The organism is Fictibacillus sp. WQ 8-8, from assembly GCF_024494405.1.
GTDB classification, from domain to species: domain Bacteria; phylum Bacillota; class Bacilli; order Bacillales; family Fictibacillaceae; genus Fictibacillus_C; species Fictibacillus_C marinisediminis.
In genome coordinates this window covers 252,109-278,481 of record NZ_JAMXKG010000001.1, presented here as the reverse complement: position 1 = coordinate 278,481, position 26,373 = coordinate 252,109, and the positions used below count along the sequence as shown (strand labels likewise).

28 protein-coding genes and 1 riboswitch are annotated in these 26,373 nt (G+C 44.5%); of the genes, 23 read left to right on the top strand and 5 right to left on the bottom strand.

What is annotated here, in order from left to right:
• Nucleotides 1-17 precede the first annotated feature (17 nt).
• The 9 genes from M1K46_RS01465 to M1K46_RS01420 all read left to right on the top strand — a co-directional run bounded on the left by M1K46_RS01465 (nucleotide 18) and on the right by M1K46_RS01420 (nucleotide 10,621).
• Nucleotides 18-1,226, top strand: coding sequence for a quaternary amine ABC transporter ATP-binding protein (locus tag M1K46_RS01465; protein ID WP_091002938.1), 1,209 nt, complete (start codon nucleotides 18-20; stop codon nucleotides 1,224-1,226).
• A complete protein-coding gene (locus tag M1K46_RS25595) occupies nucleotides 1,223-2,956 on the top strand; it encodes a glycine betaine ABC transporter substrate-binding protein (protein WP_305583827.1) in 1,734 nt (577 codons plus the stop codon). Before M1K46_RS01465 ends, M1K46_RS25595 begins: the two co-directional genes overlap by 4 nt.
• A gap of 121 nt (nucleotides 2,957-3,077) precedes the next feature.
• Complete coding sequence (locus M1K46_RS01450; RefSeq protein ID WP_053357041.1) at nucleotides 3,078-3,302, top strand: YuzF family protein; 225 nt, start codon at nucleotides 3,078-3,080, stop codon at nucleotides 3,300-3,302.
• A gap of 60 nt (nucleotides 3,303-3,362) precedes the next feature.
• Nucleotides 3,363-4,253, top strand: a complete 891-nt coding sequence (locus M1K46_RS01445; protein ID WP_256224571.1) for a manganese catalase family protein — start codon at nucleotides 3,363-3,365, stop codon at nucleotides 4,251-4,253.
• Nucleotides 4,254-4,435: 182 nt separating this feature from the next.
• Nucleotides 4,436-4,535: riboswitch (SAM riboswitch) on the top strand.
• Nucleotides 4,536-5,138: 603 nt separating this feature from the next.
• Nucleotides 5,139-6,128: a CobW family GTP-binding protein gene (locus M1K46_RS01440; RefSeq protein ID WP_256224570.1), complete on the top strand. Its 990-nt coding sequence runs from the start codon at nucleotides 5,139-5,141 to the stop codon at nucleotides 6,126-6,128.
• A 229-nt stretch (nucleotides 6,129-6,357) separates the two neighbouring features.
• Nucleotides 6,358-7,344, top strand: a complete 987-nt coding sequence (locus M1K46_RS01435; protein ID WP_062237901.1) for a Gfo/Idh/MocA family protein — start codon at nucleotides 6,358-6,360, stop codon at nucleotides 7,342-7,344.
• Nucleotides 7,345-7,524: 180 nt separating this feature from the next.
• Complete coding sequence (gene galU / locus M1K46_RS01430) at nucleotides 7,525-8,418, top strand: UTP--glucose-1-phosphate uridylyltransferase GalU (protein WP_256224569.1); 894 nt, start codon at nucleotides 7,525-7,527, stop codon at nucleotides 8,416-8,418.
• A 43-nt stretch (nucleotides 8,419-8,461) separates the two neighbouring features.
• On the top strand, nucleotides 8,462-10,165 hold the full coding sequence (locus tag M1K46_RS01425) for a DUF6044 family protein (RefSeq protein ID WP_256224568.1): 1,704 nt from the start codon (nucleotides 8,462-8,464) through the stop codon (nucleotides 10,163-10,165).
• 18 nt (nucleotides 10,166-10,183) lie between these two features.
• Nucleotides 10,184-10,621, top strand: coding sequence for a GtrA family protein (locus tag M1K46_RS01420; RefSeq protein ID WP_256224567.1), 438 nt, complete (start codon nucleotides 10,184-10,186; stop codon nucleotides 10,619-10,621).
• Nucleotides 10,622-10,636: 15 nt separating this feature from the next.
• Here the strand turns inward: M1K46_RS01420 and M1K46_RS01415 are convergent, their stop codons facing one another.
• Nucleotides 10,637-10,978, bottom strand: a complete 342-nt coding sequence (locus M1K46_RS01415) for a YmaF family protein (RefSeq protein ID WP_091002949.1) — start codon at nucleotides 10,976-10,978, stop codon at nucleotides 10,637-10,639.
• 253 nt (nucleotides 10,979-11,231) lie between these two features.
• Between M1K46_RS01415 and M1K46_RS01410 the strand changes: the two genes are divergently transcribed.
• From M1K46_RS01410 to M1K46_RS01395, 4 genes are all read left to right on the top strand, one after another.
• Nucleotides 11,232-12,131: a cation diffusion facilitator family transporter gene (locus M1K46_RS01410; RefSeq protein ID WP_256224977.1), complete on the top strand. Its 900-nt coding sequence runs from the start codon at nucleotides 11,232-11,234 to the stop codon at nucleotides 12,129-12,131.
• 86 nt (nucleotides 12,132-12,217) lie between these two features.
• Nucleotides 12,218-12,397 carry a hypothetical protein gene (locus tag M1K46_RS01405; RefSeq protein WP_053357050.1) on the top strand — a complete coding sequence of 60 codons (180 nt, stop codon included), beginning with the start codon at nucleotides 12,218-12,220 and terminating at the stop codon, nucleotides 12,395-12,397.
• Nucleotides 12,398-12,851: 454 nt separating this feature from the next.
• Entirely contained in the window at nucleotides 12,852-13,271 is a 420-nt protein-coding gene (locus M1K46_RS01400; RefSeq protein ID WP_256224566.1) for an anti-sigma regulatory factor, read from the top strand.
• A 131-nt stretch (nucleotides 13,272-13,402) separates the two neighbouring features.
• Nucleotides 13,403-14,026 carry an HAD-IA family hydrolase gene (locus tag M1K46_RS01395; protein WP_062237911.1) on the top strand — a complete coding sequence of 208 codons (624 nt, stop codon included), beginning with the start codon at nucleotides 13,403-13,405 and terminating at the stop codon, nucleotides 14,024-14,026.
• Between the two features lie 20 nt (nucleotides 14,027-14,046).
• Here M1K46_RS01395 and M1K46_RS01390 read toward each other — a convergent pair whose 3' ends face one another.
• Complete coding sequence (locus tag M1K46_RS01390; RefSeq protein ID WP_156419044.1) at nucleotides 14,047-14,184, bottom strand: hypothetical protein; 138 nt, start codon at nucleotides 14,182-14,184, stop codon at nucleotides 14,047-14,049.
• Nucleotides 14,185-14,246: 62 nt separating this feature from the next.
• Entirely contained in the window at nucleotides 14,247-14,519 is a 273-nt protein-coding gene (locus M1K46_RS01385) for a hypothetical protein (RefSeq protein ID WP_256224564.1), read from the bottom strand.
• Between the two features lie 256 nt (nucleotides 14,520-14,775).
• Here M1K46_RS01385 and M1K46_RS01380 point away from each other — a divergent pair, with 256 nt between their 5' ends.
• On the top strand, nucleotides 14,776-15,006 hold the full coding sequence (locus M1K46_RS01380) for a DUF2198 family protein (protein ID WP_062237917.1): 231 nt from the start codon (nucleotides 14,776-14,778) through the stop codon (nucleotides 15,004-15,006).
• Between the two features lie 11 nt (nucleotides 15,007-15,017).
• Here the strand turns inward: M1K46_RS01380 and M1K46_RS01375 are convergent, their stop codons facing one another.
• Nucleotides 15,018-15,890, bottom strand: a complete 873-nt coding sequence (locus M1K46_RS01375) for a sulfite exporter TauE/SafE family protein (protein WP_256224563.1) — start codon at nucleotides 15,888-15,890, stop codon at nucleotides 15,018-15,020.
• Nucleotides 15,891-16,084: 194 nt separating this feature from the next.
• Between M1K46_RS01375 and uvrB the strand changes: the two genes are divergently transcribed.
• Together uvrB and uvrA are read left to right on the top strand one after the other, a co-directional pair.
• Entirely contained in the window at nucleotides 16,085-18,067 is a 1,983-nt protein-coding gene (gene uvrB / locus M1K46_RS01370) for an excinuclease ABC subunit UvrB (protein ID WP_062237922.1), read from the top strand.
• 11 nt (nucleotides 18,068-18,078) lie between these two features.
• Nucleotides 18,079-20,955, top strand: a complete 2,877-nt coding sequence (gene uvrA / locus M1K46_RS01365) for an excinuclease ABC subunit UvrA (protein WP_062237924.1) — start codon at nucleotides 18,079-18,081, stop codon at nucleotides 20,953-20,955.
• 106 nt (nucleotides 20,956-21,061) lie between these two features.
• On the opposite strand, the gene M1K46_RS01360 is transcribed toward uvrA, so the two are convergent.
• The gene (locus tag M1K46_RS01360; RefSeq protein WP_053357058.1) at nucleotides 21,062-21,265 is read right to left on the bottom strand and encodes a hypothetical protein; all 204 of its coding nucleotides are present in this window, start codon (nucleotides 21,263-21,265) and stop codon (nucleotides 21,062-21,064) included.
• 201 nt (nucleotides 21,266-21,466) lie between these two features.
• Between M1K46_RS01360 and M1K46_RS01355 the strand changes: the two genes are divergently transcribed.
• The 7 genes from M1K46_RS01355 to lgt all read left to right on the top strand — a co-directional run bounded on the left by M1K46_RS01355 (nucleotide 21,467) and on the right by lgt (nucleotide 26,341).
• A complete protein-coding gene (locus tag M1K46_RS01355) occupies nucleotides 21,467-21,769 on the top strand; it encodes a hypothetical protein (RefSeq protein WP_053357059.1) in 303 nt (100 codons plus the stop codon).
• A gap of 94 nt (nucleotides 21,770-21,863) precedes the next feature.
• Nucleotides 21,864-22,922 carry a DUF4097 family beta strand repeat-containing protein gene (locus M1K46_RS01350; protein ID WP_062237928.1) on the top strand — a complete coding sequence of 353 codons (1,059 nt, stop codon included), beginning with the start codon at nucleotides 21,864-21,866 and terminating at the stop codon, nucleotides 22,920-22,922.
• Between the two features lie 11 nt (nucleotides 22,923-22,933).
• Nucleotides 22,934-23,128: a PspC domain-containing protein gene (locus tag M1K46_RS01345; protein WP_175501768.1), complete on the top strand. Its 195-nt coding sequence runs from the start codon at nucleotides 22,934-22,936 to the stop codon at nucleotides 23,126-23,128.
• Nucleotides 23,129-23,500 (top strand): phage holin family protein, encoded by a 372-nt coding sequence (locus tag M1K46_RS01340; protein ID WP_053357062.1) that lies wholly within the window; start codon nucleotides 23,129-23,131, stop codon nucleotides 23,498-23,500.
• Nucleotides 23,501-23,688: 188 nt separating this feature from the next.
• Nucleotides 23,689-24,183: a GNAT family N-acetyltransferase gene (locus M1K46_RS01335; RefSeq protein ID WP_062237930.1), complete on the top strand. Its 495-nt coding sequence runs from the start codon at nucleotides 23,689-23,691 to the stop codon at nucleotides 24,181-24,183.
• Between the two features lie 119 nt (nucleotides 24,184-24,302).
• Nucleotides 24,303-25,238, top strand: a complete 936-nt coding sequence (gene hprK / locus M1K46_RS01330) for an HPr(Ser) kinase/phosphatase (protein WP_062237934.1) — start codon at nucleotides 24,303-24,305, stop codon at nucleotides 25,236-25,238.
• Between the two features lie 287 nt (nucleotides 25,239-25,525).
• Complete coding sequence (gene lgt / locus M1K46_RS01325) at nucleotides 25,526-26,341, top strand: prolipoprotein diacylglyceryl transferase (protein ID WP_091002960.1); 816 nt, start codon at nucleotides 25,526-25,528, stop codon at nucleotides 26,339-26,341.
• The last annotated feature ends 32 nt before the right edge of the window (nucleotides 26,342-26,373 follow it).

The window sequence follows — 26,373 nt, the reverse complement described above, 5'->3', positions numbered from 1 at the left end:
AACTAGAGGTGATGTTAATGGAAGCAAAAGTGAGTATTAGAAATGTAACCAAAGTATTTGGCAAATCACCGAAAGCTGCCGTTCAATTACTGAAAAAGGGTTACTCCAAGAAAGACATATTAAAAGAAACGGGCAGCACGGTCGGTGTAAATAACGCATCGTTTGATATCTATCCAGGTGAGATCTTCGTGGTCATGGGGTTATCCGGAAGCGGAAAATCCACTTTGATTCGAATGATCAACCGGTTGATCGATCCTTCAAGCGGCGAAATACTTATCGATAATGAAGACATCGTGAAAATGCCTACCTCTCAACTTAGAGAAGTGAGACGCAAGACGATCAGCATGGTGTTTCAAAACTTCGCATTATTTCCTCATAAAACCGTGTTAGAAAACACGGAGTACGGTCTGGAAATACAAAATGTCTCCCCATCGGAACGCAAGGATAAAGCGATGAGATCCCTTGAAATCGTCGGATTAAAGGGGTATGAAAATCAGATGCCATCCCAGCTGAGCGGCGGGATGCAGCAGCGTGTAGGCCTTGCAAGAGCACTGGCAAGCGATACTGATATCCTTTTGATGGATGAAGCATTCAGTGCCCTTGACCCGCTGATCCGGAAAGACATGCAGGACGAACTTCTTGAAATTCAGGAATCCATGAAAAAAACGATCATTTTCATTACACATGATCTGGATGAAGCTTTACGTATCGGCGACCGTATCGCCCTTATGAAAGACGGAAGCATAATTCAGATAGGAACACCTGAAGAAATTATGATGAATCCTGCCAATGAATACGTTGAGCGATTTGTAGAAGATGTGGATATATCACGCGTTCTTACCGCTTCTCACGTTATGAAACGGGCAGAAAAGATTTCTCCTGACAGAGGCCCGAGGGTCGCGCTGCAGATTATGAAAGATCAAGGATATTCAAGCATCTTTATCGTTGACCGCAAGCAAAGATTGCTTGGGGCCGTAACAGCAGATGATGCCTCTATGGCCATTAAGGAAAACAAGACGATCGAGGAAGTCATGAATAAAGATGTGCTGACTGCAAGTGAAGATACACTTCTTTCAGATTTGCTTGAACCGATGGCGAATACTAATATTCCTCTTGCCGTAATTGATGAAGAAAAACGGTTAAAAGGAGTTATCATCCGGGGCGCTGTCATTGGCGCGCTTGCTGGAAACCGCGATGGGCTGAACGGAAAGGAGGATGACGAATGAATTTTCCGAAAATCCCTTTAGCACAATGGGTTGACCATCTAGTAGACTGGATCACAAATACATTTGATCCTGTCTTTAATGCTATTACTGGATTTATTGAAGGGCTTCTTGACAACCTTGTTACTCTTCTTGGGATAGGTCCTTCTATCTTGTTAATTTTAATTATTACCCTTTTTGCTCTTTATACGAGCAGATGGGGAGTTGCTATTTTTACATTGGTTGGATTATTGTTAATCGACAATCTTGGATATTGGAATGCGACCGTCGATACGATCGCACTCGTATTGTCGTCAGTTGTCCTGACCATCGTGATCGGAATACCGTTTGGAATTTGGGCTTCACAAAATGATACGGCCAAACGGATCATCACACCGATTCTGGACTTCATGCAAACTATGCCAGCCTTTGTTTACCTAATACCATCTATTCTGTTTTTCGGAATCGGGGTTGTACCGGGTATCCTGGCTTCCGTTATTTTCGCGGTGCCTCCGACGATCCGCCTTACGAATCTCGGAATCCGTGAAGTACCGAAAGATTTAATTGAAGCCACAGAGGCCTTTGGTTCAACAACAGGGCAAAAGCTGTTTAAAGTACAGCTTCCTCTTGCTGCACCAACTATCCTTGCTGGTGTGAACCAGAGTATCATGCTTGCCCTGTCCATGGTCGTTATCGCTTCACTTGTTGGTGCACCTGGACTTGGAGCAGAAGTTTACCGTGCTGTTACTCAAATTAAAGTCGGTGAAGGTTTTGAAGCCGGAATTTCGATCGTTATCATCGCGATCATTCTGGACCGTATCTCTCAGAACTTGCGAAAACCGCTTTTCGGCAATATCATCAATAAAAAAATCGTTTATTCTGTATTGGCAGGTCTGCTAATCGTAGCTTACGCGGCAGTAGCGATCAGCCAGGCAAAACCAGATAAAACCAGCTCTAAAAATGTTGGTGACCAGGTAAACTATGAAATAACGGGTATCGATCCTGGTGCCGGATTGATGAAATCAACAGAAAAAGCAATGAAAGACTACGGTCTGAAGAAAGACTGGACACTGAAAGAAGGTTCAGCAGCAGCGATGACCGCCGAATTGAAAAAAGCGTATGAAAAGAAAGAACCGATCATCGTTACTGGCTGGACGCCGCACTGGATGTTCAGTAAGTACGATCTTAAATACCTGAAGGATCCTAAAGGGTCATACGGTAAAGGTGAATCCATTCACACCTTAACGAAAAAAGGGTTCAAGCAGGAAAATCCAGGTGCTAACAAAATCCTGGATCAGTTCTTCTGGAAGCCTTCTGACATGGAAGAAGTCATGGTGGATGTTCAAGATGGAGCACAGCCTGAAAAAGCTGCAGCGAAATGGGTGAAATCTCATAAACAAGAAGTAGGCAAATGGACGAAAGGCGCACAAAAAGGCAACGGAAAAGAAGTCAAGCTTGTCTATGTGGCCTGGGAATCCGAAATTGCAAGTACGAACGTAGTAGCCAAAGTTCTTGAACAGCAAGGCTATAAAGTAAAACTTCAGCAAGTTGAAGCTGGACCGATGTTCGCCGGTGTGGCTGATGGAAGTGCTGACGCTATGGTTGCGGCATGGCTGCCGACAACGCATAAGGATTATTACAACAAGTATAAAGGCAAATTTGAGGATCTTGGTCCAAACCTAAAAGGTACAAAATTAGGTCTTACCGTTCCAAAATATATGCCGATCGATTCCATCGAAGATTTAAAAAAATAATTTGATCTTCTTGAGGACAGCTTCCTTGAAGCTGTCCTCTTTTTTTAGGTAGACTAATGGCCAAATTCTCCTAATAAATATATAGGGAATACTGCAAATTGTACGTAAGGGAGAGGTCAGCATGAATAACATTAACTGGGTTGTGAGTGATCCATATGTGTATCAAGCGCTGCAGTCGGTTGTAAGCAAACCGGTTGTCGTCCAGACGGAACGTGGCTCGGTTCGCGGAACGCTTAAACAGGTTGTTCCTGATCACATCGTCGTAGAATCAGCGGGAAACTCCTTTTATATCAGAACTCAGCAGATCATTTGGGTCGTGCCAAATCCGCAATTGGTTCCCGAATAATACAACCTTCGCCACGCATAAGCATTGAGGTAGAACGGATCACAGCGGGGGTGAGGCACGATGATGAAGCGTTTGAACAAAATAGCGATAGAGCTTCCTAGGCCGGAACACGGTGACATGAACGGAGCCGCGGCGGTTCAGGAACTATTGGGCGGCAAGTTTGGTGAAATGTCCACGTTAAATAACTATATGTATCAATCGTTTAATTTTCGGGGAAAAAAGAAGTTTAAACCCTTTTATGACCTCGTTGCGAGTATTACGGCAGAAGAGTTCGGCCACGTCGAGCTCGTCGCCAACACGATTAATCTGATGTCGTTCGGAAATACGTTTCCAGGCGACCCTGACAGTACGCCTCTTCAGAATGGGAAAGATGCGCGTTATTCCCTCCACTTTACGACAACGGCACAGGCTGCTTACCCGGGGGACGGAATGGGCCGGCCGTGGAATGGAGACTTTGTCACCAACTCCGGAAGTCTTGTGGGTGATTTGCTTCATAACTATTTGCTCGAAATCGGGGCAAGAACCCATAAAATGCGCTGTTATGAGATGACCGATCACCCAACCGCAAGAACGATGATCGGTTATTTGCTCGTCCGCGGCGGCACTCATATCATCGCTTATGCCAAAGCACTGGAAGTGGCAACAGGGGTTGAGGTTGGTAAGATGCTGCCCGTGCCGAGCCTGGATAACAACAAGTTTGATTATGCTAAGCCATTTATAGATAAAGGGCTTTCCAATGTTTTATATACATGGGGGGAGCCGGAGTACCGGGATATCAGTAAAATCTGGAAAGGAAAAAATCCTGAGACGGGACAGCAGTTAACGGTCATTGACGGCATGCCGGAAGGAGCAAAGGTTCCTGATTTTGAGGAGCTGCCTGAAGAGTTTGCTCCAGGCATTGATCAGGATGATTATCAGCGGATTTTGAAGCGGCTGATGTCGAATATATAAGGGGATGCCGGGTCGCTGATGAGTTTTTTGCGGTTCGGCTTCTGTCTTTGTGGGTATTGAGCCAAAATAATACATAATTGAGCCCAACTCCAAATAAAGGATTTTAACTTATTATTCATACTATTTCACCCGGAAAACCTTGACATTCATCTTTAAATTAAGGTACTATACTAAAAAATAAAAGCATATCCAGAGCGGCTGAGGGACTGACCCTATGAAGCCCGGCAACCCCCGAATGGGCGGTGCCAATTTCAGACAAGAATCTATTTTGGAAGATAAGCGGACATGAAATCGTCAAAATGAATGTGCCGCCTTCTCCAGATTTTGAGAAGCCTTTTTAATTACATACAGTAAGAGCTGACTAGACATCTAGAGGCTCGTTTAAGCAGAACTCGTTCTGTTTAAGCGGGTCTTTTTAATTGGCTGTTTTCGTAACCTTTGTTGCTCCTGGGAGTGGTTGATTTCCGTTCCAGGATGCTCGCTTTCCGCGGGGCGTGCGCTCGTCCCGCAGGAGTCTCGCACCTTGCACTCCAATCAACTTAGCAATGAAGGTTTCTTTACAAAAATGCTCCCAACTAAAGCAACAATCATTAAGAAAAGTGTCATTTTAATTTTTAAAAAAACAGGGGAGGAAAGCGCATGTTCACTTTCTATTGGAGTCTATTGACTTTATTTTGGGTTATCGGACTCTTCATCTGGCATAAAATTTATCCGGACAAGAGGAATGAAGGGTGACCTTTTGTCTGAAAAGACCTTATCTCACAAAAGCGGGATAGGGTCTTTTGATTTTTATGTAAATTGTTTGATTTTCTGCAGTCCGTAGTTTAACCATGGTATGATAAAACATAATGATTACGTTTTATTTTGTTTAAGGAGGATCCTGTTATGTCTCAACCAAAGATACCAACCTATATATTAAGCGGCTTTTTAGGGAGCGGGAAAACGACCGTGCTGCTGAAGATGCTGTCTGATTTTAAAAGCAGGGGGCTCAAGCCGGGCATCGTTCTGAATGAACTCGGACAAGTGAATGTAGAAGGGCATATGTTCAAAGGTGAAAAAATGCTGGAGATGCTGGATGGCTGTATTTGCTGTACGATCCAGGACGACCTTCGCGAGGAACTGCAGTTCTTTTTACAGGAAGAGAACGCTGTGGATATTTTGCTGATTGAAGGTACAGGAGTTGCAAATCCGAAGGAAATTCTTGAAGCACTGACGGATCCGCGGCTTCGTGACGGTTTTGAAACGCAATCGATCATCAGTCTGGCCGATGCAAGTAAGTTTCTTGAGTATCAAAGCATATTCTCCAGTTCAAGAGAGATACGCGAGATGCTCAATGAACAAATAACGAGCGCTACACTTATTCTTTTAAACAAGATGGATCTTGTTAACGAGAAAACGAAAGATAAAATCTATAAAAAGCTTAGAAAGCAATTAAAAGCGGAAGTAGAGATCATCGAGACAGTATATGGCGATGTGGAACTGGACGAGTTGCTGAAGAAACGGATGAGCACTGTCGCGGTATCGTTAAGCAAGGAAACAGGAAATGCTGGCTATTCTCATCATGAACATGAAGATCACCACCACGAGCATCCATTTAAGGCATTTAAAATAGAAGATTTCCCGGCGGTTGAACGGATCCGGTTTGAAAAATGGCTGAAAAAGCTGCCAGAAAGTGTACTGCGAGGAAAAGGAATGGTATCACTGGCGTCCCCCTCAGGACTCTATCAATTCCAATTTGCATCGAAAGAAGTAGAAATGGAGCGGATGGAAGATCAAAATTGCAGGACATGCCTCATTTTAATTGGCTATAACATGCCGATTGAGGAAATTCGAGTTTCTTTTCAGCAGGAAGTGCTGCAAACCGTCAGCATCTAGGTACGTTTGGCAAGCTGGATTCAGTGGCGGGCGGAGGTTTACCCGCCGTTTTGGGACAAATACGCGCGGAAATGCAAAAGTTACCCGCCAAAACGAGCTGTTTACCCGCGGAAATTGAATATTTGCCCGCCAACACCACGATTCACACAATCTCCTATTCAGCAAAATCGTATAAAACATGCTACATTAATTCATGATGATAAGAGTGTAAGTTGAAGGAGGATATATCGTGATACGTTTTGGAGTAATCGGAACAAACTGGATTACCGATGCTTTCTTGAAAGCAGCAGGTGACTTGGAAGACCTTAAGCTGGCTGCCGTCTATTCAAGGACGGTGGAGAAAGGGAGAGAGTTCGCGGACAAGTACGGGGTACATACGGTTTTTACCGATGTGGAAGAGATGGCAAAATCCGATGTGATCGATGCGGTTTATGTTGCCAGCCCGAACTCTTTTCACTCGAAGCATGCCATCACGCTGATGAACCATGGCAAGCATGTGCTCTGCGAAAAGCCGCTTGCTTCCAATGCAGAGGAAGTCAAAGAAATGATCGAAGCGGCAAAAGCAAACAAGATTGTTCTGATGGAGGCGCTAAAATCAACCATGCTTCCGGGATTCAAAGCAATTCAAGAAAGTTTGCCCAAAATCGAGACCATAAGAAGATACGTGGGAAACTACTGCCAGTATTCTTCCCGCTATGATGCCTATAAAGAAGGAAACATTTTGAATGCGTTTAAGCCTCAGTTTTCAAATGGAGCGCTCATGGACTTGGGAACGTACTGCATCTATCCGCTTGTAGTTCTGTTCGGCAAGCCGATCAGCGTAAAGGCGAGCGGGGTCATGCTGGAATCCGGTGTGGATGGGGAAGGCAGCGTCCTTTTGACGTATGAGTCGATGGAGGCTGTCATTACGTATTCAAAGATTACGGATTCGTTCCTTCCTTCTGAAATTCAGGGGGAGAAAGGGAGCATCATCATTGACCGGATTCATACACCGGAAAAGGTTGAGATTCGCCATCGAGGTGGATCGGTGGAAGATGTCTCTCAAACAGCCCAACATGAACCGATGTATTATGAAGCAAAAGAATTCATATCTCTGATTCAGCAGGGAAAACTAGAATCAGACATCAACTCTCACGAAAATTCTCTTACAGTCATGGAGATTATGGATGAAGTCCGCAGCCAGATTGGTGTTGTCTATCCAAGCGACCGAAAATAAACGATTTGAACTGCTCAGAGTTTTTTCTGGGCAGTTCTTGTTTAGTTAGGCTGTGAGAATGAAATAGTACGTACCATATGAAAATGGGGGTTTGGATGAGAGTGCATTGGTCACACTAAAGGTGACGATCCTTTCATTTACATAGATAGGGAAACTATTAGGCAATGAGGAGTGGAAGACATGACGAAAAAAGTGAAGAAAGCCATTATTCCGGCAGCTGGTCTTGGGACGAGATTTCTGCCGGCCACGAAAGCAATGCCGAAAGAAATGCTGCCTATCGTAGACAAACCAACCATTCAATACATTGTGGAAGAAGCGATTAATTCCGGGATAGAAGATATTCTGATCGTAACAGGTAAAGGAAAACGTGCGATCGAGGATCATTTTGATTATTCATTTGATCTGGAGCAAAGTCTGTTCAGCAAAGGAAAGGTGAAGCTGCTTCAGGAAGTTCAGCGCTCGTCAGAAATGGCAGATATTCATTACATCCGCCAGAAGCAGCCGAAGGGGCTTGGGCATGCTGTATGGAGTGCAAGGAAATTTATTGGAGACGAGCCGTTCGCTGTCCTGCTTGGTGATGATATTGTCCAATCGGAAACACCGTGCATTCGCCAGCTGATCCAGCAGTATGAGAAAACAGGATCATCTGTTATCGGGGTAAAGCCTGTTCCAGAAGAAGAAACAGGCCGGTACGGGATCATTGAAACGAGAAAACAAGCGGGACGCCTGTATGAGGTCTCCAATTTTGTAGAAAAACCTTCAAAAGGCGAAGCTCCTTCCAACCTGGCGATCATGGGGCGCTACGTTCTTACTCCCGAGATCTTTTCCATTCTCGATAACCAGGAAATCGGGGCCGGAGGGGAGATTCAGCTAACCGATGCCATTCATAGGCTGAACCAGGAACAGAACGTATATGCTTATGAGTTTGAGGGTGATCGGTATGATGTAGGGGACAAGCTTGGTTTTATAACAACCACGATTGAATTTGCATTGAAGAACAAAGAGCTTAACGAGCCTCTTATGCATTATTTAAAAGAAAAGCTGATGAACGTGCAGGCTGATCCAAAACTGTAAGCCATTGCCGATTTAAGGGCGTATCCTAAACAGAAGGGGTTCCATGATTGTGAAATACTGGTCAGCCTTGAGTCCGGAAAATAAACATCTGACATTGGCATGGGTGCTGCTGGTTTTGTTCATGGCCCCTCCGTTTATTCTCGGTGAGCATTCTCATATCCGAGTACATGACAATATGGATTCCAACATTGCGTGGTACAAGGTGTTAAAAGAAAGCGGGCAGCTGTTCGGTCCGATGGACGCTGTTATTCCTCAAATCATCAAAGGGCTTCCACGCAATGCGTTCGGAACGGAGTTCAGCCTGATCCAATGGCTTCATCACTGGTTTCCTCCTATGACAGCTTATGCCATAAGCCAGGGGATTACCCGGATTTTTGCGTTCATCGGAATGTATTTGCTGCTGTCGAAGCATTTTATGAAAGATGAAAAGGCTTATCCCATAACCGTGTGGGTTTCACTGGCCTTTGCACTGACTCCCTTTTGGCCGTCGGGAATGCTCAGTACGCTAGGGCAGCCCCTTGCTTTATGGGCTTTTTTAAATATTAGAAAGCACAAAGAAACCTGGAGGGAATGGCTTACACTTTTACTCTTGCCCTTATACTCCAGTTTTGTGCTTGGTTTTTTCTTTTTTCTCACTGCTGTCGGTTTACTTTGGATATATGATGCACTGGTAAAAAAGCGATGGAACCTTCGCTTGTTATTCAGTATCGTACTGATGGTATCAATATATCTGATGATTGAATACAGGCTCTTGTACTCGCTCGTTGTACCGGAAGAACCGACAAGCCGGAATGAATTTGAGATCGGGAAACATTCATTCTGGCATTCGGTGCGGCTGTCTTTTAAAAACTTTTTCTTGGGTCACACGCATGTTCTCACCCTGCATACAGCTGTCATCATGCCTATTACGTTTGCAGCACTTTGGAAGCTTTGGAAAGATAGAGGGAGGGGTGACGATAGTAAGAGGCTGTTCCTTTTCTTATTCGGGCTTAACTTTCTGCTCTCTGTCTGGTATGCCTTCTGGTTTAACAAAGGCTGGGCACCAATTAAAGAAAGGATTTCTTTTCTTGCAACCTTCAATTTTGCCCGTTTTCATTTTTTGCGTCCTCTTGTTATTTACGCATTATTTGCTTTGGGGTGTTGGATTTTATGGAAAAAAGAACGCTGGAGGATATGGGTGAAAGCTGGTATTGCTCTTCAGATTTTTGTTCTTTGCTGCGCTCATGAAGAGATCTATTATCGTACGGTCGGTGCCCCGTCCTTTAAGGAGTTTTATGCTGAAAAGCAATTTGAGGAGATGAAGAATTATATAGGCAGGCCTCAGTCTTCCTACCGGGTGGCGAGTATTGGAATTCATCCTGCTATTGCACAGTATAATGGCTTCTACACACTCGATACCTACAATAATTATTATCCGTTGTCCTACAAGCATCATTTTCGGAAGATCATTGCCAAGGAACTGGAAAAAGACCGGGTCTTAAGGAAGTACTTTGACCGTTGGGGAAACCGGTGCTATCTGTTTGTAGATGAGCTGGGGAAAAAGTATCATTACACCAAAGGTTCAAAAGAAGTGATTCAGCATCTGCAGCTGAACACAAAAGTTTTTACCGAAATGGGTGGACAGTACATTTTTTCCGCACTGCCGATCAGCAATGCGGAAGAAAATCATCTGCGCTTTGTCAGAGCGTTCTCACAAAAAGAATCGGCGTGGAAGATTTATTTGTATCGTGCAGAAGCCGTTGAATAAAATAAAGGTTGATGAAGAATGAAACATTCATTTATACGATTTTTAATGGTTGGTATCATCAACACACTTGTTGGACTATCCGTCATTTATCTGTTGATTCATGCAGCCGGTGCTTCGTATTGGCTGGCAACATTTTTAGGAAACGCAGTTGGCGCATGTGTGAGCTATGTGCTAAACCGGATGTTCACGTTTAAAAGCTCCTCACCAGTAGCGGGAAGTATGGTACGGTTTGTCATCGTCATTCTTCTCTGCTATTTTATCGCCTATTATGCCGGAATTCGGATCGCAGACTGGGCCTTCTCAGCAATAATTCCTCTGCCAAAACACTTTGCCAAAGATGCCGCTGTTTTGATAGGAACAGGACTGTATACGGTTCTGAATTATGCCGGACAAAAACGCTTCGTGTTTACGGAGAGCAGCAGCTCTGGTAAAGCGGGCACTATGACGCGGGAGTAATTAAATAACAGTTCTTTACTTTGTTCCGGGTGCGGGATGATCTACCCCTTTTACATGATGGTGATGGCCATCGTCTACACTTGTGTAAAAGTCGTAATAGTGAACATGCATGCCGTTGCCTACTGGAATAGGCGGACCAGAATAGGCTCGGTAATGGTGGTTATGGCCATTTTCAAACATTACGTATCCTTCCGTAAAATGGATGTGGCCTCCGTCCTGTGTTGGAATGGGCGGAGAAGTGACATCAAGGCATTGATGCACGTGGTCTCCAGCCATGGAAGTATAATCAACGGAACCATGATTGTGGTTGGGAACAAATCCTTGGACAAAATCATCCTTTCCCACTTTGTTGTTCATAAGAATCTCCTCCTGTAGCATTTGGTCTACTCAATAGTTATGTTCTGTTTTGTTTTATTTTCCAAAATTTTATGTTTCATTGATTTTCTCTTGTGAAAAGAGTATGATTAATGAACTGGACTTTTGCCGTAAATTATAAGGATGATGGATATGAAAAACCCAAAATTCAAAATCACATACCTGCCCTGAGCCGCCTTCGGCTTAGGGTTTTTTTTTCCTTTGGGAAACATTATTTTAGGAGGGGAACATGGAGATTGTACATGAAAGAGAAAGAATAGGTAAAAAAGTGGCCTGGCTGGCTCTGATCAGCAACTGTATATTAACCATTGGAAAGGTTGCGGTCGGGCTGATTGCAGGAAGTGAATCGGTCTTTGCGGACGGTATCCACTCCGCTGCAGACATTGTAGCTTCTATTGCTGTACTGGCCGTGGTAGGAATCTCCAACAAGCCGCCTGATGAGGACCATCCATTCGGACATGGTAAAGCTGAAGTGCTTAGTGAAGGCTTTGTAGGTATTATTTTATTTCTTGTTTCTATATATATTGTTATTGAAGGCATCCTGGGCTTAATCGGAACACCGAAAGCACCTGAGTACATTGCCTTGTTCGCCGCTCTATTTTCTTATTTTGCAAAGCACCTGCTTTACCATAACTCCATGAAGCTGGGTGAAAAATATAACAGCAAAGCCATAATAGCGATCGCATTTGACCACAAAGCTGACATTGTAGCCTCCCTCGCTGCTTTTTTTGGCGTCATACTATCCATTATCGGGGATAAATTCAACCTGCCTTATCTCTTATACGGCGATGCTGCGGCCAGTCTGATCGTCGCTTTCCTTATCCTGAAAATCTCACTGAAACTGCTCGGTTCATCCGTTGATGTATTGATGGATAAGAATATTGAAAAACCGCTGCTTACGCAGTACCGAAAAGTTGTCATGGAATTTAAAGAAGTGAAGCGGATTGACCGCATGAGAGCGAGGACACATGGCCACTACATCATTCTGGACTTAAGAATTTCGCTCAATTATGATCTGAGCATTAAAGAAGGCCATGATATTGCAAGAGATTTAAGAGACGAGATACAAAAAAGATTTCCGGATATATCTGAGGTATTTATTCATATTAATCCGTACTTTCCTGACAAAAATTGACACCTGGCCTGGGTGTTTTTTGTTTATCACAAGAAAAATCGGGAATAGGTTGCATAAACAAATCCTTTAAAAGGAGGAGAAATTAAATGAAATCTATTCATGTTCTGCTTGAGTATACGGAAGAAGCCCCTGAAACGTTTGATAAAGATCTTCGCGGGAAATTAAATGATAATTTAAGTGATTTGGGGCTGAAAGTCGTTTCGATTGGAGATTTTGGTAAAGAAGATGAAGATAACTCAGCCAGTTCACAGTCAAACAAAGCCTAGCCTGATGCTTCGGGAAAACGGACGACCATTATCCCGTATCACAACAATTCCGCAGGCGGGCAGTCAACCCCAGATGAGCAGCTGCCCGGATATGAAAATTATGAAAAAAATAACCATTGATCTTTAGACCTTGTCCCAGGACAGGGTCTTTTTCGTTTTTTTCAGGAATCAGGAACGTAAAATAAGATAGAAATTTGTTGGAATCCTTTAGCTCTTTAAAGGAGATAAATACGTGATGTCGAAATTAGTATTACGGGCGTTTATGTAAGTCTGCTCTAGTAAGATGTCCTCAAAAGGAAAGGATTTTGTTGAAATAAAAAGGAAAAATACTTAAATTGTTGAAATGTATGAAGGGTAAGTAATCCAGTATCCATTCACTGAAATTCCATAAAACAAAATCCGTATGCCCATAGAAAGTAAGCATACCAATAAAACAGGAATAGAGGTGCTTACCATGAACTATCATCAGGTTACGGTTGAAATAAAAAATGAATTGGATATCTCAATTGCCCGTCAAGAAGGGAAAGAACTTGCTAGAATCATCGGTTTTAATTCCGTTAATCAAGTCCGGATCAAAACCGTGATATCCGAGCTTGCCAGAAACATTTACCTTTATGCTGGAGAGGGTAAAATCATTGTCGAAGCGATTGAGGAAGAAAACCGGGCAGGGATCAGGGTATCGGCCATTGATCAAGGTCCAGGTATTCAAGACATTAAAATGGCGCTTCAAGCAGGATATACGAGTTCAGGAGGATTGGGAGCCGGTTTGCCGGGGGTCCAGAAATTAATGGATATCATCAATGTTCAATCGACTATTAATTTGGGTACTGAAATCACGGCCATTAAATGGTGCAGTGAAAAAATGATGAAATAGCCGCCGAATTCCCGTGAAGACAAAGGGAGCCGGCGGTTAAATTTTGCCTTTTTTTTGTGGGAAAAATTACAAACAGGATGTCTCTCCTCTATAATACACAATAAGCCGTACGATAAGGAGAACCCTTATTTATGATAAAGTCTGTTATTTTTGATTTTGATGGCACGCTCGCTGACTCAAGGCTCGTGTTCTTATCGGTGTTTAATCAGCTGGCAGCAAAGCATGGTTTTCGGAAAGTAGATGTTGAAGAGATGGAGTTTTTGAGGAAGCTTTCGATGATGGAAAGGATCAAACATCTGAATTTCCCAATGCACAAAATACCAGCATCGAGCGCTGAATTTTACGAGCTTTATAATCAAGCATTAGGGGATGTGACACTGGTCCCTGGCATGGCTGAACTTTTATCAGAAGTAAACAGGAGGGGATACAAGTCGGCCATAATATCTTCCAATTCGAAAAAGAATGTTGAAGCCTTTCTATCCCGAAACCGCCTCCACCATATGGAAGAGATCATTTGCTCCACCCGGCTTTTTGGTAAGGATCGCCATATTAAAAGCTATCTTAAAAAGAACGGAATGGCCAAGGAAGAAGTGATCTATGTAGGTGATGAAGCCAGAGATATTGCCGCCTGCAGAAAAAGCGGCATTAAAATCATTTGGGTAGGCTGGGGCTATGACGCAAGGGAAGCTGCAGAAAAGGAAAAACCGGATTTTATGGTTTTCCATCCCAAGGATATTTTAACGGTATTGAACTGATCACATGATAAAACCCTGCGTCAAGGACGCAGGGTTTTGTATGGCAGTTTCCGCTTCTTTTGCTGCATAAGCAAAAACGGTAGCCTTCTCTTATTGCCTTTATAATGGATGATTTCAAGCAGTTGGTTCAGTGCTTTAACCTGATCGGATTCATTCATTTCTTATGTGCCCCCTCTTCATATCAATCTATGAAGGAGTTGAGGCATTATGCTTTTTTTTTCTACGCCAGATATTCATGCTGGATCACAGTGTTCAGTAAAATATACTGTCCCTGATCAAGGACAGCCGAGTATAACTTGGCCTCGCTTTCAGATACACCAATCTTGACCAGTTTTTGGTGGGTGTTTTTTTCAGAGGGCGGGAGCTTGCTTGTTTCGTAAGGTCCTACAATCATCATATGCTTCGTGTCCATTCCGTCTTTTTTTAATAGTTTAAGCTTGTTTAATACTTTTTTCTCTGATGGGTAAATGCCAATAACCCTGCGAGTATTCATAGGCAGACCTCCTCAGTTTTAGAATGATAATTTAAGGGAATATTCTGTTAATTCCCGCAGTGGTTATACTTTAAAACCTATTTCAAAAAAATTTAAAGGGTTTAGGTTTGATTTTGTTCTGCGAAGGGTAAAAGCATTTTGAAGCAACTCACCCCCCCTTTTTAAGCCAGAGCCATAACGGTTTTGGTTTTTTTATGCTTTAAATGATGTGGTATAGTGAATGAGGAAGTATTTGAACAGATAGGGGTATGCACGTATGGTTGAGGTGTTACTGGCAGCGCTTTTGCCGATTGTTTTACAGCTTCTTTTTAACCGGGTGCTCTTTTCAAAGTATCTGCCTGTCATGATTACATTGCTAATTTTGCTGTTTGCGTTCGATGGCCTGAATCAGCCGCTGTATCTTCAGGCAACAGCACTATGTTCTGTATTGGCCGGATATTGGCTCGGTTTAAACATCCATAAAAAACAAGCGCGTAAAATGAAATAAAAGCGTTCGCCTCAAGAAGGGGCGGACGCTTTTTTTCGCCAGTAGCGAGCTGAATCCTTTAAAAAAACAAGGAGCAGTATGATAATATAGACCGAAACAACGCCGAGGCCGATATGGCCGAAGTGTAAAAGCTGCAGAAAGACGGATACGATTGTTGCGGCATAGATTCCGCCGAGATACGTTTCCATTTGATGATTTTGATAGAGCGAGGTTAGTCTGGCCCCCAGCTGAGCGCCGATCAATGCGCCGATGATTAAAAGGATGCCGATGTGATAGTTCAGCGTGATCGATTGTGCATAGGTCAGGAACCCTGCTGAAACAATGGCAAAAACACTAACAAGGCTTGTCCCAACTGCTTTTCTTGGTTCAAGTTTTAATACGGAAATCATCAGTGGAACCATGACAAAGCCGCCGCCGACTCCAAGGGTGGTCGAAAGAAATCCGCCAGTAAACCCAATCATCAGCGCATTCGTCATTGAAAAGGCATTTTCCGCCGGCATCTCAGCAACAGTTGTATTTTTCTTTTTCATGAGCAGCTGAACAGCAAAGTATCCCATTAGTATGATATATAAGGCCGGTATTACAATTTTATCCCAATGCTTTTCGCTAAGCCACATGACAACAGGGTGTGCAGCCTGTGTGGCAAGTACTCCTGACAAGCCAAGGGTGATGGCTGTTTTCCAATAGATATTCTTCATGCGAAGATGAGCAAATACCCCTGAAACACTCGTCCCGATCGAATACATGAGACTGGTCGCGATCGCGGTAACCGGCTCATAGCCAAACAATATTAAAACAGGGGTTAAAATAAAGCCTCCCCCAAGTCCGAAAAACCCAGAAATAATCCCAACAGCAAGACCCAGGAAAATATAGAGCAAATCCATGATGCATTCTCCTTTTGACGTTCTGTGCAACATTCAAAGTGTACACCAAAAGAAGAAGTAAAGAAAAGACATTTTACAGACTTAAATGTCTTTTCCAGCATTTAACGCACGAATATTTGTTCGTAAAAATTAGAGTTTCACAGGTCAGCTGTGTTATAATCTTATTAGCAAAATTTAGGAACGGAGGTTGTGAAATGAGTGAGCCTTTTCAGCTCGTTTCTTCTTACGAACCGCAGGGAGACCAGCCTAAAGCGATCCGCAAGCTGGTTCAGGGAATCAAAGAGAAGAAGCAAAAAATGACACTGCTTGGCGCCACAGGTACAGGTAAGACATTTACGGTTTCAAATGTCATAAAAGAGGTGAATAAACCAACGCTGGTTATCGCCCATAACAAAACATTGGCTGGACAGCTGTACAGTGAGTTCAAAGAATTCTTTCCGAATAACGCGGTTGAATACTTTGTGAGCTACTACGATTACTATCAGCCGGAAGCATATATCCCGCAGTCCGATACGTTCATTGAAAAAGATGCGAGCATCAACGACGAAATTGATAAACTCAGACACAGTGCCACCTCTTCGTTATTTGAACGGAAGGACGTTATCATCGTTTCCAGTGTTTCCTGCATCTATGGCCTGGGTTCACCGGAAGAGTACAAAAGCCTGGTTATTTCCTTGCGTACAGGCATGGAAAGAGACAGGGACCAGCTTCTGCGTGATTTGGTAGATATCCAGTACAACCGAAATGATATCAATTTCACACGCGGTACTTTCCGCGTGCGTGGAGATGTTGTGGAGATCTTCCCGGCTTCACGTGATGAACGCTGCCTCAGAGTAGAGTTCTTTGGTGATGAGATCGACCGGATTACCGAGGTGGACGCCCTCACTGGAGAAATTGTCGGCGAACGGAACCATGTTGCCATTTTCCCGGCATCCCACTTCGTAACACGTGAAGAAAAAATGAAATTAGCCATTCAGCGGATCGAAGCCGAGCTGGAGGAGAGGCTGAAGGAGCTGAATGACGCAGGGAAACTGCTTGAAGCCCAGCGCCTTGAACAGCGTACGCGCTACGATATTGAAATGATGAGCGAGATGGGCTTCTGCTCAGGAATTGAAAACTATTCCCTGCACCTTACGCTTCGCCCGATTGGATCTACACCGTATACTCTCCTTGATTATTTTCCTGATGATTCAATGATCGTCATTGATGAGTCCCATGTTACATTGCCGCAGATTCGTGGAATGTATAACGGAGACCAGGCAAGAAAGAATGTACTGGTGGAGCACGGCTTCCGTCTGCCGTCAGCCAAGGACAACCGTCCGCTCACGTTTGATGAATTTGAAGGAAAAGATAAGTTTCAGCATATATACGTTTCCGCGACCCCAGGACCTTATGAAGCGGAGCATGCCCCTGAACCGATCCAGCAGATCATCCGCCCGACAGGATTGCTTGATCCGACCATCGAAGTGAGGAAAAGCAAAGGGCAGATTGATGACCTTCTCGGGGAAATCAATGATCGTGTGGCGAAGAAAGAACGGGTGCTCGTAACAACGCTCACGAAAAAAATGTCCGAGGATCTGACAGATTATCTGCAGGAAATGGGTATAAAGGTAAGATATCTCCATTCCGAGATCAAAACGCTGGAGCGGATACAGATCATCAGAGATCTCAGGCTCGGTGTGTTTGACGTGCTGGTCGGGATCAATCTCCTGCGGGAAGGTTTGGACATTCCTGAGGTATCTTTGGTTACGATCCTGGATGCCGATAAGGAAGGGTTCCTTCGTTCAGAAAGGTCTCTCATCCAGACGATGGGCCGTGCAGCGCGTAACAGCAATGGCCACGTCATCATGTATGCCGACCGTATTACGAAATCCATGGAGATTGCCATCGGAGAAACACAGAGGCGCCGGAATGTTCAGATGCAGTATAACGAGGAGCACGGGATCACGCCGCAAACGATTAAAAAAGCAGTGCACGATGTCATAAGTGCCACTCAAGCGGCTGAAGAAGCCGAGGAGTATACATCTAAAGCACCAAAACAAAAAATGAGCAAGAAAGACCGCGATGCATTTGTTGAACGCCTCGAAGTTGAAATGAAAGATGCAGCAAGAAATCTGCAGTTTGAGCGCGCCGCAGAGCTTCGTGATATGATTCTTGAGCTTAAGGCTGAAGGGTAAGGTGAGTGTAGTTGTCTACAAACCAAAACATTATTGTAAAGGGTGCACGCGCCCATAATTTAAAAAATATAGATATTACCATTCCAAGGGATAAACTGGTCGTATTGACCGGTCTATCAGGATCAGGCAAGTCCTCACTTGCTTTTGATACCATTTATGCAGAAGGGCAAAGGCGCTATGTTGAGTCTTTGTCTGCTTATGCGCGCCAATTTCTTGGCCAAATGGATAAGCCGGATGTCGACTCGATTGAAGGCCTTTCTCCTGCGATCTCGATCGACCAGAAAACGACGAGCCGCAACCCGCGTTCGACTGTAGGGACCGTTACAGAGATTTATGACTACCTTCGGCTTCTCTTTGCCCGAATCGGTCGTCCGGTCTGCCCGAATCACGGAATAGAGATTACATCCCAGACGATCGAGCAGATGGTCGACCGTATACTCGAGTATCCGGAACGTACCAAGCTGCAGATTCTTGCACCTGTGGTTTCCGGACGCAAAGGTGAACACGTTAAAGTGCTTGAAGACATTAAAAAGCAAGGCTATGTTCGTGTCAGAGTGGATGGTGAACTGCGCGACATCGGTGATGAAATCAAGCTCGAAAAGAATAAAAAGCATTCGATTGATGTGGTCATCGACCGTATTGTCGTAAAAGAAGGAATCGCCACCCGTCTCGCTGATTCCCTCGAAACGGCGCTGAACCTCTCCAGTGGTACGGTTACGGTCGATGTCATGGGAGAAGAAGAACTGTTATTCTCCCAAAATCATGCCTGCCCGTATTGCGGATTTTCAATTGGTGAGCTCGAACCGCGACTGTTTTCTTTTAACAGCCCATTCGGGGCATGTCCTTCATGTGACGGCCTTGGAATGAAGCTTGAAGTGGATCCGGAGCTCGTCATCCCTGATTGGAGCCTGTCCTTAAATGAGAACGCGATTGCCCCATGGACACCTGTGAGCTCCCAATACTACCCGCAGCTCCTGAAAAGTGTTTGCACTCATTTTGGAATCGATATGGACACTCCTGTTAAAGACCTGCCTAAAGAGCAGCTGGATAAAGTACTTTATGGCAGTGACACGGAGAGAATCCGTTTCCGTTATAAAAATGATTTTGGACAAATTAAAACGAATGATATTTATTTTGAAGGCGTTCTGGCTAATGTTGAACGCCGCTATAAAGAAACAGGTTCTGATTACATCCGGGAACAGATGGAAGGGTATATGGGCCAGAAAGCCTGCCCTGCCTGCAAAGGCTACCGTCTGAAAAAAGAATCGCAGGCTGTTCTCATTAACGGCCAGCATATCGGTGAAGCCACGGCTCTATCCGTGACAGAAGCGAAAGAATTCTTTGAAAATCTTGATCTGACGGAAAAAGAGCAGGCGATCGCACGCTTGATTTTACGTGAGATCGTTGACCGGATCGGGTTCCTGGTTAACGTCGGCCTGGATTATTTGTCACTAAACCGTGCAGCTGGAACGTTATCTGGAGGAGAAGCCCAGCGTATCCGTCTGGCAACACAGGTCGGTTCAAGGCTGATGGGTGTTCTGTATATCTTGGACGAGCCTTCTATCGGACTTCATCAGCGGGACAACGACCGGCTGATCCGCACGCTTGAAGAGATGCGCAGCCTTGGTAATACACTGATCGTCGTTGAACACGATGAGGACACGATGCTGGCCGCTGATTATATTATTGATATCGGCCCTGGTGCTGGAGCTCATGGAGGCGTCATTACTGCCCAAGGCTCTCCGAATGAAATCATGGATGATCCGAACTCTCTTACCGGGCAGTATCTTTCCGGTAAAAAGTTCATCCCGCTTCCAAAGGCGAGAAGAAAGCCGGACGGCCGAAACATTGAAGTCATCGGAGCTTCCGAAAACAACCTGAAAAATGTAAAGGTAAAGATTCCTCTTGGACTTTTTACAGGGGTAACAGGTGTTTCCGGTTCCGGAAAAAGTACGCTCGTTAATGAAATCCTGCATAAAGCATTGGCTCAAAAGCTTCATAAAGCCAAGGATAAACCAGGAGCTCATAAAGAAATTAAAGGCTTGGAACATGTGGACAAAGTCATTGACATCGATCAGTCGCCGATCGGAAGGACACCGCGTTCCAATCCGGCTACCTATACAGGTGTTTTTGATGATATCCGGGATGTCTTTGCTTCCACCAACGAAGCGAAGGTCAGAGGCTACAAAAAAGGCCGATTCAGCTTTAATGTAAAAGGCGGGCGCTGTGAAGCATGCCGTGGAGACGGGATCATCAAGATCGAGATGCATTTCCTTCCTGATGTGTACGTGCCTTGCGAAGTATGCCACGGAAAACGGTACAACCGTGAAACGCTTGAAGTGAAGTATAAAGGGAAGAACATTGCGGATATTCTAGATATGACGGTTGAGGAAAGTGTAGATTTCTTTGTCAACATTCCAAAGATCAATCGAAAGCTGGCTACTATTCTAGATGTTGGTCTAGGCTATATCAAGCTTGGCCAGTCGGCAACTACCCTTTCCGGAGGAGAAGCACAGCGGGTGAAACTGGCATCCCAGCTTCATAAGCGCTCTACCGGAAAAACGATCTACATTCTGGATGAGCCGACAACCGGCCTTCATGTGGATGATATCTCCCGTTTGTTAAAGGTGCTGCAGCGCTTAGTCGATAATGGAGATTCAGTTGTAGTCATTGAACACAATCTTGATGTCATCAAGCAGTGTGACTATTTGATCGACCTTGGCCCTGAAGGCGGAGACAAAGGCGGAACACTCGTCGGTGCAGGTACGCCAGAGAAACTGGCTGGCATACCTGAATCACATACCGGCCGCTATCTTGCTCCGATCATCAAACGCGATAAGAAGCGCATGGACGCTATTCTGAAACAAAAAGAATCAGTGGCTAAATAAATCTTTTCACAGCGAGTGCCAGGCACCGCGATTACACAAGTGTGTAATGGTGGTGCCTGGCACTTTAAATTTAAGAGCCTGCGATAAAATAAATCGCAGAGCTCTTCTATTTTTTCAGGAAAAGTAATAGCTTGTATATAAGAAAGTTTATTAACAGGACGATCAGGCTACCTACAATAGCCGCGATGAGCCTTTCTCCTGCAGAATAATCAGCGCTGGAATCGCCCAGGGCTCCAAATATGATTCCGGCCAGCATAAGGATCGTTAAAAAAGTAAAGAAAGATTTTATCGCTTTTTGGGTTGAAAACATGTTATCCTCCAATATGATTTCCTTTACAAGTATGGCTAGGGAAGGTCTGGATGCCAAAAAAGAAGTATCCTCATCTAAGATAGCCTATAATAAGGGAAAAAAACAAATCCACATGTGAATTTTTAAAGGATGTATATTTCTTAAGTAGAATTACAAGAAGTAGTCCTTTTCATTGTTCTATAGTTCAGGAGGAAACACAGCATGAACCCAAAAGTAAAGCGTATTTTATCGGCCATTTGTTATTTCAGTCTGTTTTTTGCACCTTTTCTTTTCCCGGCAGTGGTTTATTTCGCTGTGCAGGACCAGGGTGTTACCTACCATGCCAAACGCTCATTTTTATCGCATCTTTTTCCACTCATCGCTATTCCGCTCGGGATTATCATTTCAGCTGAAACGGAATTCAACATGACGGCGATTATTATCAGTGTTATTCTATTCGGCCTTACTTCGTTTGCCGTGATGGTGTGGAATATTATTCAGGGAATTAAAGTTTTTACCCGATAGATGCAGTTCAGCATCCATTGACCGGAACAGAAGACAGCAGCCTAGAATCAGCCGGCGCCGGTTTTTAAAACATTGAAGGGGGCGTCAATTTCACATGGAAGAGCGAAAAATGATTTTAAACATGCTTAATGAAGGCAAGATTTCAGCAGAGGAAGCTGAAAAGCTATTGCTTGCTGTTAACCATAAAAAAGCGTTTGCGCTGCCATCCGGGACTTTGACTAAAAAACCAAAGGATACAAAAAAGGATCCTTCTAAGGGCTTTAAAATGGGCAAATTCTTCAACAGGGTCGTTAAGCGGATCAAGACGGTTGATTTTGATCTGAATTTTGGCCCGCATGAGGACGTTCACTACATTTTTGAAGACCGGCATGTCATGTTTGAAGCCATAGATATCGAGATTTATAATGGATCTATTACGATTGTTCCATGGGACAGAAATGATGTCCAGATTGAATGTGAGGCGGAAGTTTACAAGATTCCTGAAGGGACAGCAGCAAAAACAAAGTTCCGCAACGAAACGTTTTATGATTGTGATGCGACTCGCCTTCGCTTTTATGCAAGAAATAAACATCAGAAAGTGAATGCGGTCATCTCTGTACCGAGGAAAAACTATCAGGAGGTAAAGCTCGTCACGTTCAACGGCGGAATTAAGATCGGTGATTGTGAAGGCCGGCAGATGGCATTAAAGACCACGATCGGCTCACTTTTCGTCAATAATTGCAGTGGAGAGAAGCTGAAGGCCGAAGCGTCAAACGGCAGCATCACCTTAAAGGAAAGCCAATGGAAAGAGCTGATCGCCGAGACGATGAACGGTCCCGTGCGGCTGAACGGGCAGGTGGATGACATTCGAATCGAAACGATCAACGGCTCCATTTATTATCGTTTAGATACTCCGGCGACAGGGTATGCATCATTAAAAACTGTCACGGGTAAAATAGAAGCAGAATTACCTGAATCACTGGAAGTCGAGGCTAGTTTAAAAACCTATGTTGGCGGTCTTGTCAGTGATTTTGACGGAATGGAAGTCTTGGAGCAAAAAAAGGAAGTAACCAAGAAGTTTCTTCGTTTTATTGCTAATAAAGGAAACGAACCGGCTTACCGTATGGAAGCGGAAGCCAAGACAGGATCCATTGCCATCCTGAAGGTTAAATAAGGAGTGACATCATGAAAAGACTTGTTCGTTCTAGTGACCGGAAATTAGCCGGTGTCTGCGGGGGCATTGCGGACTATTTCGCCATTGATCCTGTAATTGTTCGTCTGATCGTCATTGTTGCCCTTATCGCGACAGCTGTAGCACCTGTTGTTATCGGCTATTTGATTGCCATATTTATCATTCCTGAAGAAAGTGAAGTGCACTAAATGTTTAACTGGTTAATCTCTTTACTTGTGAACACTGTAGTTCTTATGGTGGTTGCAGGCTATTATCCGCCTTTTCACCTGGAAGGGGTCGGTGCTGCTTTTTTAGCCAGCATCATCCTTTCCATTTTCAACTTATTTATCAAGCCCATACTGATCCTGCTGACGCTCCCCGTCACCGTATTGTCTTTCGGTCTGTTTCTTATCGTGATCAACGCCATTCTGCTTATGCTGACAGCGAAAGTCATGGGAGATCAGTTTAATATCGACGGATTTGGCGCCGCCTTTTTGGCAGCGATCATTATCTCAGTATTAAACCTGTTGATTCAAAATTTTATAATTGAACCTATGCAAAAAAAGAAGCGTTCCAGATAGGGGCGCTTTTTTGGTAGTTAAATCGAGGAGGTGTGGTTGCAGGCACCTTATGAGTTTGGGAGATAAATTCTGCGGTGCCAGTCACCACGGTTTGGTTCCAGGCACCTTTGCAATGGGGTAACTTTTTTTGTTCGGTGCCAGGCACCAAGGCACCAAGTTTGCTTACAGCAAACAGAAGGAGGCGAAAAATGGAATCTGAAAGGCTGCAGTTCAGGGAGTATTCGATGGAGGATTTGGAGTTTTATGCTTCTCTATGGGGACAATCTGATGTTGTTCAATACATAGGGAAAGGGTTAACAAAAACAAAAAAGGAAGCCACGAAAAGTTTAGAGAATTGGATCCTTCCAGGTTACAAAAATGGTTTGGGCCTTTATATCATACTGCATAAAGAGACAGGGGAGCCTATCGGGCACGCTGGCCTGGTCCGGCAGATTGTGGAGGGGAGAAGAGAGACGGAGATCGGCTATTGGCTCGCAAAACCTTTTTGGGGGAAAGGGTTTGCATCAGAAGCAGCTGCCTTTTTCATGTCCTACGGAAAGATTCAGTTGAAGTATGGAAGGATGATCTCTCTTATTCATCCCAAGAATACTGCGTCCATTGCTGTGGCAAAAAAAATCGGCATGGCCTATGAAAAAACGGTGTTCTTTAACGGAAGCCGTACTCGTATTTATGCTTCAGGATAATAGCAGACACTAGGGCTACAGGATGGCAAGGATATGAATATTTTTGAAAAATGAATTTTGTTACCTTATTGCCCTTAGTGTACAATAATAGTTGAATGGAAGAACAATAGGAGGAAACCATGGCGAAAGTACATACAAAAGAGTTGATCGATAAATTTCAGCTTGAACTGGTCAGCGGGGAAGAAGGTGTGCACCGCACGATTACGACCAGTGATATTTCCCGTCCGGGACTTGAGATGGCTGGGTATTTTACTTATTATCCTGCTGAACGGCTTCAGCTTCTTGGAAAAACAGAACTTTCTTTTATCAGCGAGCTGCCTTCTCAAATTCGCATAGAGCGGATGGAACAGCTGTGTACGGATGAAACACCGGGCATTATTATCTCGAGGGAAATGGAAGTGCCTAAAGAGCTGCTGATTGCCTCTCATGGGACAGGCGTGCCGATCATGCGGACGAAAATGACCACTACCCGTCTGTCGAGCAGACTGACCAATTATTTGGAAAGCCGCCTAGCACCAATGACTGCTGTTCATGGTGTATTGGTTGATATATATGGAATCGGAGTGCTCATTAAAGGAGACAGCGGGGTAGGAAAAAGTGAAACTGCGCTGGAGCTAGTGAAACGGGGACATCGTCTGGTTGCGGATGATTCTGTAGAAATCCGCCAGGAAGATGAAGAGACTCTCGTCGGAAGTGCGCCTGAGCTGATCCAGCATCTGCTGGAGATCCGAGGTCTCGGTATCATCAACGTCATGACGCTGTTTGGTGCGGGAGCGATTCGAAACTATAAAAAGATTTCTCTCATTATCAACCTGGAAACCTGGGATTCCAAAAAGGTATACGACCGTCTTGGACTTGAAGAAGAGACCATGCCAATTCTGGACGCTGAGGTGCCGATTTTAACGGTGCCCGTCCGTCCGGGACGTAACCTTGCTGTCATTATAGAAGTGGCTGCGATGAACTTCCGCCTGAAACGAATGGGTATGAATGCTGCCAAGCAGTTTAACGACAGACTGACAGATGCTATTGCGTCTGGCGATGAAGAAGATTTATAAATCATGGCTCTTTTCTAAATGATTTTTGCTTTGGGACGATTTAGTAAAGAATCTTCTTTGATAAGTTGATTGGAGTGCAAGGGGCGAGACTACGGCTAGGAGAAGCGGGACAGGTGAGACCCACAGGCGCATACGCTGAGGAGCTAGGCGCTTGCGCCGGTAAGGCTCACCGCCCGCCCCGCGGAAAGCTAGCATCCTGAAACGGAAATCAACTACTCCCAAGGGCAACAAATTTTACGAAAACAGCCTAAATCATAGAAAAAGATAGATAGAAGGAAGTGTGAATCGTGGACGCTAGTATTCATCCGATTGACCGGGTTGCATTTGAACTAGGCCCCATTACCGTCTATTGGTATGGGGTTATTATCGGGCTTGGAGCTTTGCTCGGGCTTTGGATTGCCGTCAGGGAGTCTGAACGCCGCGGGCTTGGGAAAGATATGTTCGTGGACGTTGTTATGTGGGCAGTGCCGATCGCCATTATCTGTGCACGGATATATTATGTTGCGTTTGAATGGGATTTCTACAGTAAGCATCCCGAAAAAATTATTGCCATCTGGGAAGGCGGCATCGCCATCCATGGGGCGCTCATCGGTTCTTTTTTAACCGCTTTTATTTTTTCAAAAATCCGTGGCATTTCGTTCTGGAAACTGGCGGACATCGCGGCTCCCAGTATCATACTCGGCCAGGGAATCGGACGCTGGGGCAATTTTATGAATCAGGAAGCACACGGAGGCCCCGTCAGCCGCAGCTTTTTGGAAAACACCCTGCACCTGCCCGACTTTATCGTGAATCAAATGTACATTAATGGAACGTACTATCACCCTACTTTCTTATATGAATCACTTTGGGACTTGGCGGGATTTGTGATCCTGATGTTGTTAAGAAAAGCTAATCTCAAACGGGGTGAGCTGTTTTTCAGCTATGTCATCTGGTATTCGATCGGAAGATTTTTTGTTGAAGGACTGCGGACGGACAGCTTGATGCTCACCTCAACATTAAGGATCGCTCAAGTGATCTCTCTCGTACTGATCGCCGTGTCAATCATTTTAATCATCTACCGCCGCAAAGCGGGACTGTCTGAGAAGCGCTACCTGGAAGGGTAAGCCCTCTCGGCTGCCCTTTAAGTAAAAGCCAG